Source organism: Rhizobium sp. ZX09, assembly GCF_017357485.1.
Lineage (GTDB): Bacteria > Pseudomonadota > Alphaproteobacteria > Rhizobiales > Rhizobiaceae > Agrobacterium > Agrobacterium pusense.
The window spans coordinates 197506-213188 of record NZ_CP031364.1; the positions used below are offsets into that span (position 1 = coordinate 197506).

Sequence of the window (15683 nt, forward strand, 5' to 3'; positions counted from 1 at the left end):
TGCCGGGCCGCCAGTGGCGGCCCGTTTCCGGCCCGGACGGGCATTGCAGCACCGGGAGGAGTTTCTTCATCATGCAGACGGTCTTCAGCATCCTCATCGATGCGCTTGCCTATGGCATGGTCCTGTTCATCATCTCCATCGGCCTTTCGGTCACCATGGGGCTGATGCGTGTGGTCAATCTGGCGCACGGCGCTTTCGCCATGATCGGCGGTTATCTCGCCTCCTATGCCGCCCACGGACTGGGTCTCGGTTATGCGGCTGCGATCCTCGTCGCCATCGTCGGCACCATCGTCATCGCCATACCGCTGGAACGTTTCCTTTATCGCCGCATCTATGGCGCGCCGGAACTGACACAGGTGCTGATGACCATCGGCATCACCTTCTGCATCATTGGCATCGCAAACTTCGTTTTCGGCCCGACGCTGAAGACCATTCCGCTGCCGCAGCAGCTGGCCGGCCCCACCGATCTTGGCTTCCGCACCATCGCCACCCACCGCATCTTCGCCATTGTCTGCGGTCTTGCCGTGGCCGGCGCGCTGTGGTTCACCTTTGAAAAGACCGCCTTCGGCATCAAGCTGCGCGCGGCGGTCGATAATGCCGCCATGGCCGCAGCCCTCGGCGTGCGCACCGAAATCATCTATGCCGTCAGCTTCGCCATCGCCGTCGGACTAGCCGCCATGGGCGGCGTCATCGGCGCGGAACTGCTGCCGGTGGAACCCTATTATGCCCTGCGCTACATGGTCACCTTTCTGGTCGTGGTTTCCGTTGGTGGCGCGGGCTCCATTCCCGGTGCGTTGATCGCCTGTCTGCTGCTCGGCGCCATCGATACGACCGGGCGATATCTTGCGCCCGAATATGGCGAATTCTTCTTTTATCTGGCGGTCATCGTGATCATCACGCTGTTCCCGCGCGGCCTTCTTGGAAGGGCGAAATGAGATGGCGGTGCTCATGAACGACGTGACTGAAACGGCAGACATTCCGAAGGCGCGCTCACCACTGCGCGCGCTCGCGGGGCCGCTCCTCATCATCGCCGCCGCTGTTGCCGGTTATTACCTGTTTCCGGATAATCTGGCGCTTCTGACACGCATCATAGCCATTGCGCTTCTGGTGCTGTCGATCGATCTGGTCACCGGTTATTGCGGCGTCGCCACGCTTGGCCATGCCGCCCTCTTCGGCGCCGGCGCTTATGCCGCCGGCATCGCCGCCGCCCATTTTGAAATCACCGATCCGCTTCTCATGACCGCCATCGGCGCGGCTGCGGGCGGCGTGGCCGGGCTGCTTTCCGGCGCGGTGCTGCTGCGTGCCCACGGGCTTCCACAGCTTGTGCTATCCATCGCCGTCATCCACCTGTTCCACGAGGCGGCGAACAAGGCTTCAGGCTGGACCGGCGGCAGCGACGGTCTTGCCGGCGTTTCGCCGGACGCGCTGTTCGGCACCTTCGAATTCGACCTCTTCGGCCGCACCGCCTATATCTATGGTGTCTGCCTGCTGCTTGTCGTCTTCCTCGCTCTAAAGGTGGTCGTCAATTCACCCTTCGGCATGTTGTGCCGCGGCGTCAAACAGGACAGCATCCGCATTCAGGCCATGGGCGGCGCCGTCAATGGCACAATCCTGAAGATGTTCGTTATCTCAGGCATCGTCGCCGGCATTGGTGGTGCGCTCAACGCCATCTCCACGCAGGTCGTCGGCCTGGACAGCCTCAGCTTCACGCTATCGGCCGAGGGGCTGGTCATGCTGGTGCTCGGTGGCGCGGGTTCCCTTTATGGCGCGCTGATCGGCACCGTCACCTTCATGTGGTTTGAAGACGTGGTTTCCGCCGCCAACCCGTTTCACTGGCTCACCATTGTCGGCCTGCTGCTGATCGCCGTCGTGCTCTTCGCGCCGCGCGGCCTTTATGGCGCAGGCGAACAGATCATCGCGCGTCTCCGGGGAGGTCGCAAATGAGCGCCATTTTCGAAGTCTCCGGTCTGCAGAAAAATTTCGGCGGCCTCGTCGTCACCAACAACGTCTCGCTGTCGCTGTCGCCGGGAGACCGGACGGTACTCATTGGCCCCAATGGCGCCGGCAAGACGACCTTTGTCAATCTCGTCACCGGCAATATCAAACCGTCAGCCGGCACGGTGCGCATCGCCGGCGAGGATGTGACGGGCCTCAGCGCCAGCCAGCGCGTGAAACGCGGGCTCGTACGTTCCTTCCAGGTTACCAGGCTGTTTCAGGACATGACGCCAGAGGAGCACGTGGCGCTCGCCATTCTCCAGCGTGAGGGCAAGACCGGCCGGATTTTCGGCCGTTACCGTGCCATGCCTGCCGTGATGGGCGAAGCCCGCGACATTCTCGGCACGCTTGGCCTCACGGCCCTCGCTGAAACAAAGGTGCGCGAAATCGCCTATGGCCAGCAGCGGCTGATCGAGATCGCGCTTGCCATGGCGCTTCGCCCGAAAATCCTCTTGCTCGACGAGCCGGCCGCCGGCGTGCCTTCCACGGAAACCGCGCGCATCGAACAGGCGCTTGACCGGCTGCCATCCGACCTCGCGATCCTGATGATCGAACACGACATGGATCTGGTCTTCCGTTTTGCCAAGCGCGTCGTCGTTTTGGCCGCCGGCGCCGTCATTTTCGACGGCTCGCCTGATGATGTCACCAGCAATGCGGAAGTCCGCCAAGCCTATCTGGGAAGTTACGCCGATGCCCGCAGCGCCGCTTGAAATCGTCAACCTCACGGCCGGTTATGGCCCGACAAGGGTCATCGAGGGCCTGTCGCTTTCCGTGCCATCGGGCTCGCGTTTCGCCGTGCTCGGCCGCAACGGCGTCGGCAAGACGAGCCTCTTCGCCACGCTGGCCGGCCAGACGAAGCGTTTTTCCGGCGATATCCGCATCGGGGGGCAGGAGATTGGCACCCTGCCAAGTGCTGCGCGCGCCAAGGCCGGACTCGGTTACGTGCCACAGACCCGTGACGTGTTTCCGACGCTGACGGTGGAGGAAAACCTGTTCGTGGGCCTCAAGGGGCGACCGAAATCGGCGATCGAGGAAGCCTACACGCTGTTTCCGCGCCTCAAGGAGCGCCGCCGCAATCTCGGCTCGCAACTTTCCGGTGGCGAACAGCAGATGCTGTCCACCGCCCGCACCATTCTCGGCCAGCCGCGGGTACTGCTGCTCGATGAACCGCTCGAAGGCCTCGCCCCCGTCATCTGCGAAGAGCTGATGGCCGCCTTCTCCAAGCTTGCCCAATCCGGCGAAATGACCATTCTTCTCGTCGAACAACGCATCCAGATGGCCATCGACTTCGCCGACCACGCCATCATCATGGAACGCGGCCGCATCGTCTGGGACGGACCGTCGAGCGAACTGGTGGAGAACCCGGATATTATCGATACGCATCTAGGCGTGGGTGGGCTGCACTAAGCCAACGCATCGCCATTGCGCGTTCATATATAATCTCCGTCATACCGGCCTTGAGCCGGCATCCAGCCACCCCAAGTCTTTGGGGTGAAGAGACCCTTCGCGCCGCGCCGACGCGCGTCGGCTGGATTCCGGCTTGAGGCCGGAGCGACGGAGGGTGACCGATCACACAAAGCCCCCGCCGTCTCATCTGCCCTTCCTCCGAAAAACCCAATGGAATAAAAATTCCATTGCAGTTAAAGTGCACACGATTTCAATCTGCACCAGGGAACGACAATGACGGCAATCGAGGCGCCAGACTCCGTAAAGGCTTTTGAGGAGCGGCTGCTCCAGGTGGCGGAGGGTTTGCCGAAACGATTGCGGCAATGTGCCGATTATGTCGCCTCCAATCAGGATCGAATCGCCGTTTCCACCGTCGCCGAAATGGCTGAAGGTGCCGGCGTGCAACCCTCGGCCTTCATGCGTTTCTGCCAGATCATGGGTTTTTCCGGATTTTCAGAAATGCAGCGCCTGTTCCGTGATTCCTATGTCGGCGGCTGGCCGGATTATGCCACGCGGCTCGATCATCTGCGCGAAAAGGGCGATGAGAGCGCGTCCGGCCTGCTTGCCGAATTCGTGGAAGCCGGCCGCTCGTCGCTGGAAATGCTGCTGAAATCGGTCGACACCCGACAGCTCGATGAGGCGGTTTCCGTGCTGGCCAAGGCGCGCACCGTGCATATCGTCGGCCTGCGGCGGTCCTTCCCCATTGCCAGCTATCTGGCCTATGCCTTCGAGAAGATGAAGGTGCCGGCGGTTCTGCATAGCGCCGTGGGCGGGCTCGGCAATATCAGTGCGATTTCCCGCGACGACGCGCTGATCGCAATCACCTTTTCCCCCTACTCTGCCGAGACACTGGAACTGGCGGAAACGGCCCGCGCCAAGGGCGTTCCGGTTGTCGCCATGTCTGATTCCGCCGTCAATCCGCTAAGGAAATCCGGCGCAACGCTGCTGACGGTTACAGAGATCGATTTCGGCGCTTTCCGCTCCCTTTCGGCCACGCTCTGTCTCGCCATCACCCTTGCCGTGGCTGTGGGAACACGCAAGACGGCCTGAATATTTTTATTGAAAACGGAAAAAATAGAATTTATGATCCAAATTCATGAAACGGACATTCCACGACTGTCCTTCTCGTGACGGGCCATGTGAGCGGAGGAGGCTCACCGGAGCGGGGATGGCGATAGCTGGCGGCATGGTTGCCTGATCCGCTCGACACATATGAGGCAGACCGCGCCAGCGTGCGGTGCTAAGGAGGAACCTTTTGAAAAAACTTGATCTCATCACGATCGGGCGCTCGTCTGTTGACCTTTATGGGTCGCAGGTCGGTGGCCGTCTGGAGGACATGGCCTCCTTTGCCAAATATATTGGCGGTTCGCCCACCAATATCGCAGCCGGCGCCGCCCGCCTCGGTTTGAACAGCGCCGTCATTACCCGTGTCGGCGACGAGCACATGGGCCGCTTCATCCGCGAACAGCTGGTGCGCGAAGGCGTTGACGTGCGCGGCGTGAAAACCGACCCGGAGCGCCTGACCGCGCTGGTGCTGCTCGGCATTCGTGATCAGAACCAGTTCCCGCTGATTTTCTACCGCGAAAACTGCGCCGACATGGCGCTGAGCGAAGACGATATCGATCCCGCCTTCATTGCCGAGGCGGCTTGCGTCTGCGCCACCGGCACGCACCTGTCGCATCCAAGAACGGAAGCGGCCGTGCTGAAGGCCCTGAAACTTGCCCGCGAAAATGGTGCAAAAACCGCGCTCGATATCGATTACCGCCCCAATCTCTGGGGTGTGGCCGGCCATGGCGATGGCGAGAGCCGTTTCGTGGAATCGCAGAAGGTCACCGCCAAGCTGCAATCCACCCTGCATCTCTTCGATCTCATCGTCGGCACGGAAGAAGAATTCCACATTGCCGGTGGCTCGACAGATACGCTGGCCGCACTAAATGCCGTGCGCAAGGTTTCGAATGCGACGCTGGTGTGCAAGCGCGGCCCGATGGGTGCTTCGGTCTTCACCGGGGATATTCCCGCAAGCCTGGATGACGGGCAGACAGGCGAAGGTTTCCCGATCGAGGTCTTTAATGTTCTGGGCGCTGGCGACGGCTTCATGGCCGGACTGTTTCGCGGCTGGCTGCGCGGCGAAGACTGGCCGACAACGCTGAAATACGCCAATGCCTGCGGCGCCTTTGCCGTCTCCCGCCACGGCTGCACGCCTGCCTATCCAAGCTGGGAAGAGCTGCAATATTTCTTCAAGGCCGGCATTCGCAACAAGGCGCTGCGCAAGGACGAGGCGCTGGAGCAGGTGCACTGGTCCACTAACCGCAAGGGCGATTGGGAAACCATGCGCGTCTTCGCTTTCGACCATCGCATGCAGCTGGAAGCGATCGCCGACGAGCTTGGCGTCAAGCATGAACAGATCGGCGCCTTCAAGAAGCTTTGCCTCCAGGCCGCGCAAAAAGTTTCCGGTGGGGAACCGGGTTACGGCATTCTCTGCGACGGACGCCTTGGACGTGACGCGCTGTTTGCCGCCAGCGGCTCCGGCCTCTGGATCGGCCGTCCGGTGGAATGGCCGGGCTCGCGCCCGCTGACGCTGGAACCCGATCTCGGCAAGGACTTTGGCGGGCTTGCCGAATGGCCGCTCGAAAATGTCGTCAAGGTACTGTGTTTCTATCACCCCGACGACACCGATGAGATGCGCGCTGCGCAGGAAGAGACCGTGATACGGCTGTTTGAAGCCGCACGGCGCAACCGCTTGGAAATGCTGCTGGAGATCATTCCCTCCAAGGTCGGCCCGACCGACGATCTGACCGCCGCCCGCATCATCGAGCGCTTTTACGAGATCGGCGTTTACCCCGACTGGTGGAAACTGGAGCCGATGAAAACCACCGCGGCATGGAAAAATGCCTGCGACGCCGTGCATCGCAACGACCCTTACGTGCGGGGCATCGTCGTTCTCGGTCTCGACGCACCGCAGAGTGAACTGGAAGAAAGCTTCCGCCTTGCGGCTGGCTTCGATCTGGTCAAAGGTTTCGCCGTTGGCCGCACGATTTTTGCCGACGCCGCCCGCGGCTGGCTCTCGGGCAAGATGACCGACGAGGAAGCGGTCAAGGATATGGCGCAGCGTTACACCAGCCTGTGCCGTATTTGGGATGAGGCGCGCGCCAAAAAGGGAGAGGCAGCGTGAAGACAGTAAGATTGACGGCTGCGCAGGCCATGGTTCGTTACCTGGCAGCGCAGATGAATGAACATGGCGAAACCTATATTGCCGGCATGTGGGCAATTTTCGGCCATGGCAATGTCGCCGGCATCGGCGAAGCACTGTATGGCATCCGCGACGAACTGCCGACCTATCGCGGCCAGAACGAGCAGTCCATGGCCCATGCGGCCATTGCCTATTCCAAGCAGCTGCGCCGCCGTCGCGCCATGGCGGTCACCTCTTCCATTGGCCCCGGCGCGGCAAACATGGTGACGGCGGCAGCGCTGGCCCACGTCAACCGCCTGCCGGTCCTGCTGATCCCCGGCGATGTCTTCGCCAATCGTGGCCCGGACCCCGTGCTGCAACAGCTCGAAGATTTCGGCGACGGCACCATGACGGTGAATGACTGCTTCCGTCCTGTCAGCCGTTATTTCGACCGCATCATGCGGCCGGAACAGTTGCTCACCGCCCTCCCCCGCGCCATGCGCACCATGACGGACCCTGCCGATTGCGGCCCCGTCACGCTCGCCTTCTGCCAGGATGTACAGGCGGAAGCCTACGACTATCCCGAAAGCTTCTTCGAAAAGCGGGTCTGGCGCCAGCGCCGCCCCGAGCCCGATGTGGTGGAATTCGAAGAGGCCGTCGCGGCGCTGAAGGCCGCGAAGAACCCCATCATCGTTGCTGGCGGCGGCGTTCATTTCGCCGGCGCAACGCAGACGCTGAAGCGCTTTGCCGAAACCCACTCCATCCCCGTCGTCGAAACGCAGGCTGGTAAATCAGCATTGGCTTGGGATCACGATCTCAATTTCGGCCCCGTTGGCGTTACCGGTGCCGAAAGCGCCAACATCATCAGCGAAAAGGCCGATCTGGTCTTTGGTGTCGGCACCCGTTTTCAGGACTTCACCACCGGCTCCTGGGCGCTGTTCAAGAACCCGAACCGCAAGATCCTGGCACTCAACGTCCAGCCCTATGACAGCGCCAAGCACGATGCAATCAGCCTGACGGCGGATGCCAAAATCGGCCTTGAAAAACTCTCCGCAGCCCTCGGCGCTCACCGTTTTGCAGCGCCGGATGCCGGCCTGAAGGCAGCATGGTTCGAAAAGGCCGATGCCGATACGGCGGCTCCGGGCGAGGAACACGCAAACAGCCTGCCTACCGACATGCAGGTGATCGGCGCTGTCCAGCGCCAGTCGCGGGACAATACCGTCGTGATGTGCGCCGCAGGCACCATGCCGGGCGAGTTGCACCAGCTGTGGAAATCCAAGCTGCCGCTCTCCTATCACATGGAATACGGCTTCTCCTGCATGGGTTACGAGGTCGCCGGCGGTCTCGGCATCAAGATGGCGGAACCGGACCGGGACGTGATCGTCATGGTCGGCGATGGCTCCTATATGATGATGAATTCCGAGCTTGCCACATCGGTCGCCATGGGCGTGAAGATCACGCTCGTCATTACCGACAACAGGGGTTACGGCTGCATCAACCGTCTGCAGATGGAAACCGGCGGCGCGGAGTTCAACAACCTCTACGCCCATACCAACGTCAATCCCATCGCCATCGACTTCGTCGCCCATGCCGGCTCGATGGGCGCGGATGCACGCAAGGTTTCCACCATAACCGAACTGGAAGAGGCCCTCGCCGCCGCCCGTGCATCCAGCCGCACGACCGTCATTGTCATCGATACCGACCCCTATCCGACCCCGAGAGCCGGTGGCCACTGGTGGGATGTCGCGGTGCCTGAAGTCTCAGACCGCGCCGAAATCGGCCCGGCGCGCGCCCGTTATGAAAACCATGTCAAGGAAAGACAGTAAGATGATCCGTTACGGCACCAACCCCATCGCCTGGTCCAATGACGACGACCGCACGCTGGGCGCCCATATCAGCCTTGAACAATGCCTTGATGAAACCGCCAAGATCGGCTTCGACGGCATCGAAAAGGGTCACAAATTCCCGACCGACCCGGAAGGCCTGAAGGGCGTGCTTTCGCCACGCGGCCTCTCCTTCGTCTCGGGCTGGCATTCGCTGAACCTTCTGACCGACGATATCGAATCCGAAAAGAAGGCGATGCAGCCGGCGCTTGACCTTCTGAAGGCCATGGGCTCGAAGGTCATCATCGTCTGCGAGACCTCCAACGCCATCCACGGCGATGACGGAAAGGCGCTGGTCGACCGTCCGCGCCTTGCGGCCGATGACTGGGCGAAATTCGGCGCGGGCGTGGAAGCGCTGGCCGCCTTTGCCGCAGAACAGGGCGTCACCCTCGTTTATCACCACCACATGGGGACGGTGGTCGAGAGCGAAGAGGAAATCGACCTCCTGATGCAGCACACCGGTCCGAAGACGCATCTGCTGCTCGATACCGGCCATTGCCTGTTCGGCGGCGGCGACCCTGTTCGCGTCGCGCAGAAATACATGGGCCGCGTTGGCCATATCCATGCCAAGAACGTGCGCCCGGTCATTGCCGATCAGGTCCGCAATGAACGGCTTTCCTTCCTCGAAGGCGTTCGCCGCGGTGTCTTCACCGTGCCGGGCGATAGCGAAGGCGGCGTCAACTTCCCGCCCGTGCTGAAAGTGGCGGCCGAGCATGGCTATAGCGGCTGGCTGGTGATCGAGGCCGAGCAGGATCCTGACGTGCGCAACCCGTTCGAATATCAGAGCCTCGGGCTGAAATCGCTGAAGGCGTTGGCGCGCGAAGCGGGGCTGGACAAGGCTCAGGCCGCTTGAGCTGAGCCGATAACGGGCGGCATACCCCGCCCGTCATACCAGCCTTGAGCCGGTGTCCAGCCAGCCCAAGTCCTTGGGCTGAAAAGAGTTGTCCCCGCCGCGCCGACGCGCGTCGGCTGGACCCCGGCTCAAGGCCGGGGTGACGAGACGGCAAGAACCGACGAACGACTGACCAAAAAGGAACACCACCATGACCTCACTTCTGCGCAAGCCGGTCGCGACCAGCGGCAAGGTGCACGATATCACGCCCCAAAGCGCGGATTGGGGTTATGTCGGTTTCGGCCTTTACCGACTGAAGCCGGGCGAGACGGCAGCGGAAAACACTGGCGACACGGAAGTCATCCTCGTGCTGGTCGAAGGCAAGGCGACGATTTCCGCTGGGGATAAGGATTTCGGAGAACTCGGTGACCGCATGAATGTGTTCGAGCGCAAGCCACCGCATTGCGTTTATGTTCCTGCCGGTTCCGAATGGTCGCTGACCGCCACAACGGATTGCACCGTCGGCGTCTGCACCGCACCCGGCGAAAAAGGCAGCCGCGAGGCGCAGCAGATCGGGCCTAACGGTGTGCAACTGACCGAGCGCGGCAAGGGCGCCAACACGCGATACATCTTCCCCATCGCCATGGAAGAACGCGACGTCGCCGACAGCCTGCTGGTAACGGAAGTCTTCACACCCTCGGGCAACTGGTCTTCCTATCCGCCGCACCGGCATGACGAGGATAACTACCCCGACATGACCTATCTCGAAGAGACCTATTATCATCGCCTCAACCCGGCGCAGGGTTTCGGTTTCCAGCGCGTCTTCACCGAAGACGGTTCGCTGGACGAGACTATGGCTGTATCGGATGGCGATGTCGTGCTGGTGCCAAAGGGCCATCACCCCTGCGGCGCGCCCTATGGTTATGAGATGTATTATCTGAACGTGATGGCGGGGCCGATGCGCAAATGGCGCTTCAAGAACCACCCTGATCATGACTGGATTTTCAAGCGCGATAATCCCTGAAGCATTCAATCATCACATCTCTGGGAGGAGAATACCATGGCCGCTCTTGGCGTGGGCCTTATCGGCACCGGTTACATGGGCAAGTGCCACGCTTTGGCGTGGAACAACGTCACGAGCGTCTTCGGGGATGTGGAACGCCCCCGCCTTGTGACGCTGGCGGAAGTCAACCCCGAGCTTGCCGCGAAGAAAGCGGCCGAGTTTGGTTTTGCCCGCTCGACAGGCAACTGGCGTGACCTGCTATCCGATCCCGAAATCGACGTCATCTCGGTCACCACGCCCAATGCGTTTCACCCCGAAATGGCGATTGCCGCGCTTGAGGCCGGCAAGCATGTCTGGTGTGAAAAGCCGATGGCGCCCGCCTTTGCTGACGCCGTGAAGATGCGTGATGCGGCCCGCCGGTCCGGCAAGGCGGCGGCGATGGGTTACAACTACATCCAGAACCCCGTCATCCGCCACATCCGCCGCCTGATCGATGAAGGTGCGATCGGCAGGGTCTATCATGTGCGTGCCGAAATGGACGAGGACTTCATGGCCGATGCCACCCAGCCCTTCTACTGGAAGAGCGAGGCGTCCTCCGGTTACGGCGCACTGGATGATTTCGCCGTGCACCCGCTATCGCTGCTTTATGCCCTCTTCGGCCACGCAGAAAGCGCCATTACCGATATGGTGAAACCTTACGAGACCCGTCCGCTTGCCGGCGGCGGCGAGCGGGCCGTCGAAACGCATGATCTTGCCAGCGTCCTCCTGAAGCTCGAAGGCGGCATTTCCGCCGTGCTCATCGCCAACCGTTCCGCCTGGGGCCGCAAGGGGCGCATCGCCATCCAGATTTATGGCTCTACCGGCTCGATCCTGTTCGATCAGGAGCGGATGAACGAGTTCCAGCTTTACACCACGGATGGACGCCCGGAAGAACAGGGGTTCCGAACCATCCTCACCGCCCCGCATCACAAGCCCTACGACCGCTTCATCCCCGCCCCCGGCCACGGCCTCGGTTTCAACGATCTGAAGGTGATCGAATGCCGGGAACTGATCGCGGCAATCGAGGGGAAAAAGGCTCATATCATCGATTTTAAGGAAGGGCTGGAGATCGAGCGCAGCATTCACGCCATGGCGCGTTCTTTTGCCGAAGGGCGCTGGGTGGGAAGCGCGGAGATCGTGGAATAGAACGCCCACAACGGGCGAAAACGTCTCCTCCGTCATGCCGGACTTGATCCGGCATCCAGCCACGGCGCGTCTGCGCCGTGAGAGGAGTCTTTCGCGATCCAAGACTTGATCGCGCTGGACCCCGGATCAAGTCCGGGGTGACGGTGGAGGTTCCGACCTTACTCCTTAACCGGCGTCTCCGGCACCGGCGTCAGCACCTTGCCATCCCTGAACCAGCCGAGAATATTGTCGGCCACAAGATCAGCCATCGCATTGCGCGTCGGGATGGACGCAGAAGCGACATGCGGCAACAGGGAAACGTTTGGTAGCGACAGGAAGGCCTCCGGCACTTTCGGTTCGGCATAAAACACATCGAGTCCCGCAGCACCCAAAGCACCGCTTTTGAGCGCCTCAAGAAGCGCGTCCTCATCGACGCTGGAGCCACGACCGACATTGATGAAAACGCCCTCAGGCCCAAGCGCGGTCAGGATGTCGGCATTGATCGCCTTGTGCGTCTCCGGGGTGCCCGGCACGATGCAGATCAGCGTATCGACGGCCTCAGCCATCTCCTTCAGCGAAGCGTAATAGGTGTAGGAGAGTTCGTCGCGCTTGCTGCGGGTGTGATAGCCGATCTCCACCTTGAAAGGCTCCAGCCGCTTGGCGATTTCCTGGCCGATGCGGCCCATGCCGAACAGGCCAACCTTGCGGCCGCGCAGCGAAAACGGCGACAGCGCGAACGGGCCTTCGCCGACCCACTTGCCAGCCCGCAGCCAGGTTTCGGCCTGATAGAGACGCCGCACGGTATTGATCAACAGAGCAATCGTCGTATCGGCCACTTCGTCATTGAGCACATCAGGCGTGTTCGTCACCACGATGCCACGCGTGGCGGCGTGTTTGGCATCAACGCCATCGTAACCTACGCCGAAATTGGCGATGATCTCGAGCTTCGGCAGCGCGTCGATCCATCTGGCGTTGACGGCGCCGGAAACGGCAATGGCATTGATGCGCTCCGCCGCGCCGTCAGGCAGAACCGGCTCTGCGCCGGCGGGTGCCGTGACAATCTCGACCTTGCCTTCGAGGCGTTCGAGAACGCGCGGATTGATCTTGCCGGGAACGAGAACGACGGCCTTTTTGTCAGACATAAGCGGATATTCCTCCTGATAACATTCCAATAGCCGGAGAGGGTTGCGGGCAAACTACCCGCCATCCTGCTCCATCGGACCGCGATCTTTTCAAACAACGGCTGCCGTGAAAAGGCCAATAAGCGGAAGCTATGGGGGCAGAGCGACGTTTCATGCCGATTTTTTTAAGCGCCCGGCAGCATCATGCAGCCTTTGCTGCGGCACTTGCAAGGTTGTCATGCCGGAGTTGATCCGGCATCCAGCCAGCCCAAGTCATTGGGCTGAATGACTGTTTTTCACCGCATAGACACGCGGCGGCCGGGATTCCGGCTCAAGGCCGGAATGACGGAGGAAGGAAACACCGTAGACGACGAGGAGCATGTAACCTGCCGTATCCACGCCTGCGAGGGCGATACGCTCACACCCGCGGCCGCACCGGCCCGGTCGATTGCCGGATACGCATTTCCGGCTTGATGAGGTGAATGCCGTCAGGTTCGTGGCTGCCCGCCAGCCTGTCCAGCAGTGCGCGGGCCGCCAGGCGCCCGACCTCGGCCTGGCCGTTGGAAACCGTGGTGAGCGCCGGGGTGGCGATGGCCGCTTCCTCCAGGTCGTCGTAGCCGGTCACGGAGATATCGACACCCGGCACCAGACCGGCGCGGGAAATACCGTTCATGAGACCGATGGCGACGAGATCGTTCCAGCACACGGCCGCAGTCGGCTTCTGCGGCAGCGACAGGAAATGCACCGCCGCCTCGAAACCACCCTGCTTGGAGCGCGGGCCGGGAATGCGCAGGTTCGGGTCGACCTCGATGCCGGCCTTGCGCAGCGCATTGACGTAACCCTGGTAACGGTCACGGCCCGTGGAAGTCTGGTCAGTGCCGCCGACCATGGCGATGGTGCGGTGGCCGAGGCTGATCAGATGGTTGGTGGCGAGCGAAATGCCGTAGCTGTCATCGCCGCGATAGGTCGGCATATCAACGCCATCCATGGAACGGGCCACCAGAATGGCAGGCATGCCGTTTTCTTCGGCGAGCGTCATGTCCTCGATCGGCGTGCCGATGGCCGGCGACATGATGATGCCGTCGGAGCCGAGCTGCAGCAGCGTCTCGATGAAGGTGCGCTGCTTTTCAACCGAATCATAATGGTTGGACAGGATGAAGGTCTGGCGGCTGCGGTCCAGCTCGCTTTCAATGGCTTTCAGGATTTCGCCATAGAAGGGGTTCATCACGTCATGGAACACGACACCAACAATGCCGGAGCGCGAGGTGCGCAGGCTGGCGGCGCGGCGGTTGTAAATGTAGCCCAGCGCCCGCGCCTGTTCCTTGATCTTGTCCCGCGTATCTGCGGCGACCAGCGGACTGTCGCGCAATGCAAGGGAAATGGTGGCGGTTGAAAGGCCGAGACTTTCGGCGATGGTAGACAGTTTGACCTTTTGGGCCACGGCATTCCTCCCCAAACGCGTGTCAGTGACGGATGGCTCCGTTTAAATCGCAATTAAACAATTTAAACAAAATCCGCAACCCGTTTAAGGAATAACCGCAAAACAGATGGTTCTTTTAAAAATTTCAGCAAAAATTATTGAAGATTGGCGTCTATGGCTTTCAAGAGTTTAACAATGTTGCGAACATCCTTGGCCGAAAGGCCTTCGATAGCTCTCGCGCCACAATTGGCGATGGAAACGTTGATGTGCTCGACGCTTTTCAGGCCCGCTTCGGTCAGCTTCACCAGCGTCACACGACCGTCCCCGTCGTCACCGCTGCGTTCCACGAAACCCTGGGCTTCCATGCGGCCAATGGTGCGCGTCATGGTTGGCGCCTTGACACCCAGCTTCTGCGCGATTTGCCCCGGCGTCAGGCTGCCTTCCTGCGCCAGCGCCAGGATGACGCCGTCCTGTCCGGCATAAAGCCCGCTTTCGGCGAGGCTGTGGCTGAGCGCGGTACGCATGGAGCGGGCGGCCTGGGTTATCGATTGCGCCAACTCCTCCGGGTTGAAGTTTTCATCCCTCTTTTTGGCGTCCTTGACCTTCTTGCCGCCCTTATCCTTCTTGGCGCTTTTGTCCTTGTTCCCGGATTTGTCCTTGCTCATACGCGAGTGCCTTTTACCCTGTGGCGGAACCGATATATGTTGCTGGAAATCCTTACCGAATGCTCGCGCGGACTGCCAGATGCCAAACTCATACACGCATTATCACGACGAAAACGTAACAGACCCTCATCTTCACGCAACAGGCGCAATTTCCGTGCTGCCGCTCGGCGCGCATGAACAGCATGGCCCCCACCTGCCCTTCGAGACCGATACGCTGATTGCCGAAGGCATCGTCGCCCGCCTTGCCGCCGCCTTGCCCGGTCATCTGCCCGTCTCCTTCCTGCCAGCGGAGCCGGTCGGATATTCCATCGAACACATGAATGTGCCGGGCACGAAGACGCTGCGATACGATGAGGCCATCGAGCGCTGGCTCGGCATCGCCGAGTTGGAACATAAAAGAGGTGTGCGCAAATTCGTCATGCTGAACGCCCATGGCGGCAATTCACCGCTGATGACCATCGTCGCCACCGAGGCCCGCGCCCGTTTCGGCATGCTGGCGGTCGCCACGAGCTGGACCCGTTTCGGCGTGCCGGAAGACATCGTGAAGCCGGAGGACAAGGCGGTTGATATTCACGGCGGCGACATCGAGACATCGGTCATGCTGGCACTTCACCCCGAATGCGTGGCAATGGAAAAGGCCGCGAATTTCCCCTCCCGCCAGAGCGATTTCGCCAGCCGCTTCAAACACCTGCGCGCCTATGGCCCGCACGCATTCGGCTGGCTGATGAGCGACCTCAACCACGATGGCGTTGCCGGAAACGCCGCCGCCGCGACAGCGGAAAAGGGCGAAAGGCTGATTTCCCACGCCGTCAACGGCCTTGTCGAACTGCTTGAAGATATCCACGCTTTTGACATAACGTTATTTCATAACAAAATTTGAGTGAGATGGCCGGATTCGGCCAAAATCTCTTTGAACTGCCCGAGCGTCGCGCCTATATGGACAACGACACATCTTCCTGAGGCCATCGGGCCTCTCTCCACGCGG

General features: G+C 61.1%; 14 protein-coding genes. 11 read left to right on the plus strand and 3 right to left on the minus strand.

All coding sequences use genetic code 11. From position 1 onward, the window contains the following. Positions 1-71 precede the first annotated feature (71 nt). The 10 genes from BTN45_RS15595 to BTN45_RS15640 all read left to right on the plus strand — a co-directional run bounded on the left by BTN45_RS15595 (position 72) and on the right by BTN45_RS15640 (position 11513). Entirely contained in the window at positions 72-935 is an 864-nt protein-coding gene (locus tag BTN45_RS15595; protein ID WP_077986930.1) for a branched-chain amino acid ABC transporter permease, read from the plus strand. A 1-nt stretch (position 936) separates the two neighbouring features. Continuing rightward, a complete protein-coding gene (locus BTN45_RS15600; protein ID WP_004445148.1) occupies positions 937-1944 on the plus strand; it encodes a branched-chain amino acid ABC transporter permease in 1008 nt (335 codons plus the stop codon). Next, entirely contained in the window at positions 1941-2705 is a 765-nt protein-coding gene (locus tag BTN45_RS15605; protein WP_004445150.1) for an ABC transporter ATP-binding protein, read from the plus strand. Before BTN45_RS15600 ends, BTN45_RS15605 begins: the two co-directional genes overlap by 4 nt. After that, positions 2686-3402, plus strand: coding sequence for an ABC transporter ATP-binding protein (locus BTN45_RS15610; RefSeq protein ID WP_004445152.1), 717 nt, complete (start codon positions 2686-2688; stop codon positions 3400-3402). The genes BTN45_RS15605 and BTN45_RS15610 overlap by 20 nt, the downstream gene beginning before the upstream one ends. A gap of 273 nt (positions 3403-3675) precedes the next feature. After that, entirely contained in the window at positions 3676-4491 is an 816-nt protein-coding gene (locus BTN45_RS15615) for a MurR/RpiR family transcriptional regulator (protein ID WP_207589916.1), read from the plus strand. Between the two features lie 205 nt (positions 4492-4696). Then, on the plus strand, positions 4697-6613 hold the full coding sequence (iolC, locus tag BTN45_RS15620) for a 5-dehydro-2-deoxygluconokinase (RefSeq protein WP_022562728.1): 1917 nt from the start codon (positions 4697-4699) through the stop codon (positions 6611-6613). Further along, a complete protein-coding gene (gene iolD / locus BTN45_RS15625) occupies positions 6610-8436 on the plus strand; it encodes a 3D-(3,5/4)-trihydroxycyclohexane-1,2-dione acylhydrolase (decyclizing) (RefSeq protein WP_207589920.1) in 1827 nt (608 codons plus the stop codon). Before iolC ends, iolD begins: the two co-directional genes overlap by 4 nt. Position 8437: 1 nt before the next feature. Next, positions 8438-9346, plus strand: a complete 909-nt coding sequence (gene iolE, locus BTN45_RS15630; RefSeq protein ID WP_207589921.1) for a myo-inosose-2 dehydratase — start codon at positions 8438-8440, stop codon at positions 9344-9346. A gap of 190 nt (positions 9347-9536) precedes the next feature. Beyond that, entirely contained in the window at positions 9537-10349 is an 813-nt protein-coding gene (gene iolB, locus BTN45_RS15635; protein WP_153516861.1) for a 5-deoxy-glucuronate isomerase, read from the plus strand. 36 nt (positions 10350-10385) lie between these two features. Further along, positions 10386-11513, plus strand: coding sequence for a Gfo/Idh/MocA family oxidoreductase (locus BTN45_RS15640; protein ID WP_207589922.1), 1128 nt, complete (start codon positions 10386-10388; stop codon positions 11511-11513). A 158-nt stretch (positions 11514-11671) separates the two neighbouring features. Here BTN45_RS15640 and BTN45_RS15645 read toward each other — a convergent pair whose 3' ends face one another. From BTN45_RS15645 to BTN45_RS15655, 3 genes are all read right to left on the minus strand, one after another. Continuing rightward, positions 11672-12634: a 2-hydroxyacid dehydrogenase gene (locus BTN45_RS15645; RefSeq protein ID WP_207589923.1), complete on the minus strand. Its 963-nt coding sequence runs from the start codon at positions 12632-12634 to the stop codon at positions 11672-11674. Between the two features lie 397 nt (positions 12635-13031). Beyond that, on the minus strand, positions 13032-14054 hold the full coding sequence (locus BTN45_RS15650) for a LacI family DNA-binding transcriptional regulator (RefSeq protein ID WP_003505469.1): 1023 nt from the start codon (positions 14052-14054) through the stop codon (positions 13032-13034). Between the two features lie 134 nt (positions 14055-14188). Then, positions 14189-14698 (minus strand): MarR family transcriptional regulator, encoded by a 510-nt coding sequence (locus BTN45_RS15655; RefSeq protein WP_022562734.1) that lies wholly within the window; start codon positions 14696-14698, stop codon positions 14189-14191. Positions 14699-14777: 79 nt separating this feature from the next. Here BTN45_RS15655 and BTN45_RS15660 point away from each other — a divergent pair, with 79 nt between their 5' ends. Continuing rightward, positions 14778-15578: a creatininase family protein gene (locus BTN45_RS15660; protein WP_112766334.1), complete on the plus strand. Its 801-nt coding sequence runs from the start codon at positions 14778-14780 to the stop codon at positions 15576-15578. The last annotated feature ends 105 nt before the right edge of the window (positions 15579-15683 follow it).

Excerpts from the sequence above, each read along its gene's own strand:
- BTN45_RS15595 (WP_077986930.1), top strand. The coding sequence starts at position 72 with ATGCAGACGGTCTTCAGCATCCTCATCGATGCGCTTGCCTATGGCATG.
- BTN45_RS15615 (WP_207589916.1), top strand. The coding sequence starts at position 3,676 with ATGACGGCAATCGAGGCGCCAGACTCCGTAAAGGCTTTTGAGGAGCGG.
- iolB (WP_153516861.1), top strand. The coding sequence starts at position 9,537 with ATGACCTCACTTCTGCGCAAGCCGGTCGCGACCAGCGGCAAGGTGCAC.
- BTN45_RS15655 (WP_022562734.1), bottom strand. The coding sequence starts at position 14,698 with ATGAGCAAGGACAAATCCGGGAACAAGGACAAAAGCGCCAAGAAGGAT.
- BTN45_RS15640 (WP_207589922.1), top strand. The coding sequence starts at position 10,386 with ATGGCCGCTCTTGGCGTGGGCCTTATCGGCACCGGTTACATGGGCAAG.
- iolE (WP_207589921.1), top strand. The coding sequence starts at position 8,438 with ATGATCCGTTACGGCACCAACCCCATCGCCTGGTCCAATGACGACGAC.
- BTN45_RS15645 (WP_207589923.1), bottom strand. The coding sequence starts at position 12,634 with ATGTCTGACAAAAAGGCCGTCGTTCTCGTTCCCGGCAAGATCAATCCG.
- BTN45_RS15605 (WP_004445150.1), top strand. The coding sequence starts at position 1,941 with ATGAGCGCCATTTTCGAAGTCTCCGGTCTGCAGAAAAATTTCGGCGGC.
- BTN45_RS15610 (WP_004445152.1), top strand. The coding sequence starts at position 2,686 with ATGCCCGCAGCGCCGCTTGAAATCGTCAACCTCACGGCCGGTTATGGC.
- BTN45_RS15660 (WP_112766334.1), top strand. The coding sequence starts at position 14,778 with ATGCCAAACTCATACACGCATTATCACGACGAAAACGTAACAGACCCT.
- BTN45_RS15600 (WP_004445148.1), top strand. The coding sequence starts at position 937 with ATGGCGGTGCTCATGAACGACGTGACTGAAACGGCAGACATTCCGAAG.